This is a genomic window from Intrasporangium chromatireducens Q5-1 (assembly GCF_000576575.1).
Lineage (GTDB): Bacteria > Actinomycetota > Actinomycetes > Actinomycetales > Dermatophilaceae > Intrasporangium_A > Intrasporangium_A chromatireducens.
The window spans coordinates 1-4,245 of sequence record NZ_AWQS01000289.1; the positions used below are offsets into that span (position 1 = coordinate 1).

4 protein-coding genes are annotated in these 4,245 nt (G+C 72.4%); 2 read left to right on the top strand and 2 right to left on the bottom strand.

Features of this window, described 5'->3' with window-relative positions; all coding sequences use genetic code 11:
- Positions 1-2,178, top strand: a 2,178-nt coding sequence (locus tag N864_RS19725; protein WP_034721349.1) for an ATP-binding cassette domain-containing protein, incomplete at its 5' end; no start/stop codon positions are given.
- Positions 2,175-3,041, top strand: coding sequence for an ABC transporter permease (locus N864_RS19730; protein WP_051518835.1), 867 nt, complete (start codon positions 2,175-2,177; stop codon positions 3,039-3,041). The genes N864_RS19725 and N864_RS19730, both read left to right, overlap by 4 nt.
- Before the next feature lie 86 nt (positions 3,042-3,127).
- Here the strand turns inward: N864_RS19730 and folE are convergent, their stop codons facing one another.
- Positions 3,128-3,745: a GTP cyclohydrolase I FolE gene (folE, locus tag N864_RS19735; protein WP_081794056.1), complete on the bottom strand. Its 618-nt coding sequence runs from the start codon at positions 3,743-3,745 to the stop codon at positions 3,128-3,130.
- Entirely contained in the window at positions 3,738-4,187 is a 450-nt protein-coding gene (locus tag N864_RS19740) for a hypothetical protein (RefSeq protein ID WP_034721351.1), read from the bottom strand. Before N864_RS19740 ends, folE begins: the two co-directional genes overlap by 8 nt.
- Between the last annotated feature and the right edge of the window lie 58 nt (positions 4,188-4,245).

Below are 4,245 nucleotides of genomic sequence, written 5' to 3' on the forward strand. Positions count from 1 at the left end.
GCGCCGGGCCGAGCCCAGGCCGCGGCCACGGCGCCCTCGGCGGCGGCGTGCGGCCGGTTCGACCCGACGATCTGCCGGCTCTTCATCGACACCGCGCAGACGGGCACCCCGAGCGAGGGGCTGCTCACCCTGCTGCGCGCACACAGCCCGAAGGCCGTCGCGAACCGGATCACGGCGCCGACCCTGCTCGTCCAGGGCATGTCCGACTCCCTCTTCGGGCTCGACCAGAGCGACGCGACCGCGCGGGCCCTCGCCGCGAACGGCACCCCGCTCGCCGTCCGGTGGAGCGACGGCGGCCACGACGGGCCGAGCTCGCGCGAGCAGGAGGAGCAGGACGCCTCCTACGCCTGGCTGGACCACTGGGTCAAGGCGGCCGCCAAGCCCGGATCGCCTCTGCCGACACCGGGTTTCGTCTATGCCACCGCCTCGACGAAGCGAAACCAGCCCGCCGACCTGTGGTCCCTGCCGGCCTACCCCGGCCTGCCGGCCCACCCCGGACTGCCCGCCGCGAGCGGCCAGACCCCGGACCCCACCCGCACCCTGGCCCTGACGACGCACGGCGGCGAGGCGCTGCGACCACCCGGCGGCCAGCCGGCGGGGATGGTCGCCGTCCCGGGCCTCTCCGCGCTCGGGACGAACCTGTCGACGTACCAGCTCGCCGCCCTGCCCGGGCAGGCCGTCGCCCTCGACACCGAGCCGGTCAAGCAGGCCATGACGGTCGTCGGCTCGCCGACGATCCGGCTCTCGGTCACCTCCGACCAGCCGGTCGTGACGCTCTTCGCCTCGCTGTGGCGGGTGGCGGGCGGCCAGGCCACCCTGCCGCACGCCCTCGTCGCGCCGATCCGTGTGCCGGTCACCCCGGGCCAGGCGACGCCGGTCACCGTCTCGCTCCCGGCCGGGACCTACCCGATGCCGGCCGGCAGCACGTGGCGGGTGCTCCTGTCGACGACCGAGGCGAGCTTCACCAACGACCGCAGCCCGGCCACGGTCTCCGTCGAGGCGACCGGTGGGCTCGAGGTCCCGGTCGCGGACGGCGAGCCGGTCGCCGGCGCGAGTCGCGGCCTCGACACCGAGGACGGCATCGCCCTCGCCGCCATCGTCGCCCTGCTCCTCCTCGGGATCGGCGCCGCGCTGGTCCGCCGGCGCCGCCGCACGCACCAGCCGATCCGCCCCGACCTCGCCGACGCACCCCTCGTCGTCGAGCACCTCGTCAAGACCTACTCGGACGGCCACCGCGCCGTCGACGACGTCTCGTGGCGCGCCGAGAAGGGCCAGGTCGTCGGCCTGCTCGGCCCCAACGGCGCCGGCAAGACGACGACGATGCGGATGGTCATGGGCCTGATCCGCCCGGACTCCGGCTCCGTCCACGTCCTCGGGCAGCCCGTCTCCGCCGGCTCGCCCGTGCTGCGCCGGGTCGGTGCGCTCATCGAGGGCCCCGGCTTCCTGCCGCACCTGACCGGCCGCCAGAACCTCGAGGCGTACTGGGCCGCCACCGGTCGCGACCCGGCCGAGGCACACCTCGAGGAGGCCCTCGACGTCGCGGCCCTCGGCGGCGCGCTCGACCGGCCGGTCAAGTCCTACAGCCACGGGATGAAGCAGCGGCTCGGCATCGCGCAGGCGATGCTCGGGCTGCCGGAGCTGCTCATCCTCGACGAGCCGACGAACGGCCTGGACCCGCCCCAGATCGCGGCGATGCGCCCGATCCTGCGTCGCTACGCGGAGACCGGCCGCACCGTCGTCGTCTCGAGCCACCTGCTCGCCGAGGTCGAGATGACGTGCACCGACGTCGTCGTCATGCACGCCGGCCGGGTCGTGACCGCCGGCCGGGTCGCCGACCTCGTCGACAGCTCCGACACGACCGTGCTCGACCTCGCCGAGGACGTCGACCGCGACACCACGAGACGCCGCGCCGCCGAGCTGGCCGAGCGCACCGGCATCACCGAGGTCCGCGCCGACACCGACACCCGCCTCGTCGTCGTCTCCGACCTCGCCCGCGACGCGGTCGTCCGCACGGCCGTCGACGTCGGCCTGCCGATCGTCGGGGTGAGCAGCCGCCGACACCTCGAGGAGGTCTTCCTCGGCGTCATCAACAGCGCGGCCACCTCCAACGGCCAGACGGCACAAGGAGACTCAGGCGGCTCCGTCATCGAACGGCTCCGGCAGGTGAGGTCACGATGAGCGTGGAAGCAAGCACGGCGTCATACGACATCGAGCAGGTATGCCGCCCACTCTCCTTCCGCGCCGAGTGGCGCCGTCAGTGGGGGCGCCGGCGCACGAAGGTCGCGTTCTCGCTCGTCGGTGCGCTGCCGCTCATCCTCGTCATCGCGTTCGCCTTCGGCGACCGGTCGAGCGGCCGGCGCACGAGCACGGCGTCGCGCTTCATCGACCTCGCCCAGACCGGGTCGGCGAACTTCACCCTCTTCACGCTCTTCGTCAGCTCGCAGCTGCTCCTGATCCTGCTCGCGGCACTGTTCTGCGGCGACTCGGTGCCGGCGGAGGCGTCGTGGTCGTCGCTGCGCTACCTGCTCATCGCACCGGTGCGGCGGGGGCGGCTGCTGACGAGCAAGCTCACCGTCGGGCTGACCCTCACCGCGCTCGCCTCCGTGCTGCTCATCGGGTGGGCGCTGCTCGTCGGCGGACTCGCCTACGGGTGGGCGCCGCTGACGAACCCGCTCGGTGAGGACCTCGGGTGGGGCACCTACCTGGCCCGGCTCGCCGTCGCCGTCGCGTACATCTTCGTCACGATGCTGCCCATCGCGGCGATCGCCTTCTGGATCGGGGTGCGCTCGGACGCGCCGCTCGCGTCCGTCGGTGGGGCCGTTCTCGTCTCGATCATCCTGTCGATCCTCGACCAGATCGACGCGCTCGACCCGTGGCGCAACGCGTTCCCCGGGCACTACGCCAACGCCTGGCAGGACCTCATCACCGCCAGCCCGGTCTGGGACGACGTCGTGCACGGGGTGCTGTGGGCCCTCGTCTGGACGATCCTCTTCGTCCAGCTCGGCTACCGGCGGTTCCGGCGCAGCGACATCCTCAGCTGACGCGCCACGTCCTGGCTGCGATTCGATGTATCACCGCGGCGCGGAGGCCCCGCCATCACATCGACCGGGCCATGGACGAGGAGTGCTCAGGCACGGAGGGCGTCGAGGAACTCGGCTCGGGTCGCGTCGTTCTCGCGGAACAGCCCGGCGAGCGCAGAGGTGCGGGTCACCGCACCGCCGACCCGCGCCCCGCGCAGGCTCAGGCACGAGTGCTCCGCCTCGACGACGACCCCGACGCCGCGTGGCGCGAGGTGCTCGTCGAGCCAGTCCGCCACCTGCTTGGTGAGCCGCTCCTGGACCTGCGGGCGCCGTGCGAACATCTCGACGACGCGGGCGAACTTCGACAGCCCGAGGATGCGGTCGCCCGGCAGGTAGGCGATGTGCGCCACCCCGGTGAACGGCAGCAGGTGGTGCTCGCAGAGCGAGGCGACCGGGATCCCGCGGACGACGACCATCTCGTCGTAGCCCTCGTCGTTCGGGAAGGTGGTCAGCTCGAACGGGCGGGCCGACAACATCTCGGCATAGGCACGGGCCATCCGCATCGGGCTGCGCTCGGTGCTGGGGGTGTCGCAGTCGACGCCGAGGGCCTCGAGGAACTGCCTGGCCGCCCGGGCCGCCACCTCGAGCTGCGGCTCGGGCTGGGCGGTCCGGATGCTGTGCAGCGGTCGCTCCCGAGCGGCCTCCGGCACGGTCTGCTCACTCATGGCTCGGCGGTGCGGTCCGGGTGGCTGCCGGGCGGTCGTAGGTGCGGGCCAGGCTTGCGAGGGCCAGGGCGCTCACGAGGAGGCCGAAGTCACGGAGCGCGACGTCGTAGAACCCGGACAGGGTGACCAGGTTGACGATGATGCCGAGCAGCCAGAGGCAGACGATCCAGGCGCCGATGCGCGGCCGGAACCAGACGAGGAGCCCGGCGACGATCTCGATGACGCCGACGATGTACATGTCGGTCTGCGCGCTGCCGGGGACGATGCGGTCGATCCACCCCGCGAGGTAGTTCGGCCAGAAGGTGAGGACGTTGAAGAACTTGTCGAGCCCGAAGATGATCGGCGCGACGGTGAAGATGGTGTGCAGCAGGGTGTAGGCCAGGCGCTGCGGGTCGGCCTGCCGGACGGTGTCGATGACGGTGTGGGTGTGGGTTGTTGCCATGACCGCTCCTTCTAACGGACGATATAGTCGAATTTAGAACCGGAAGTGGTGTAGCGTC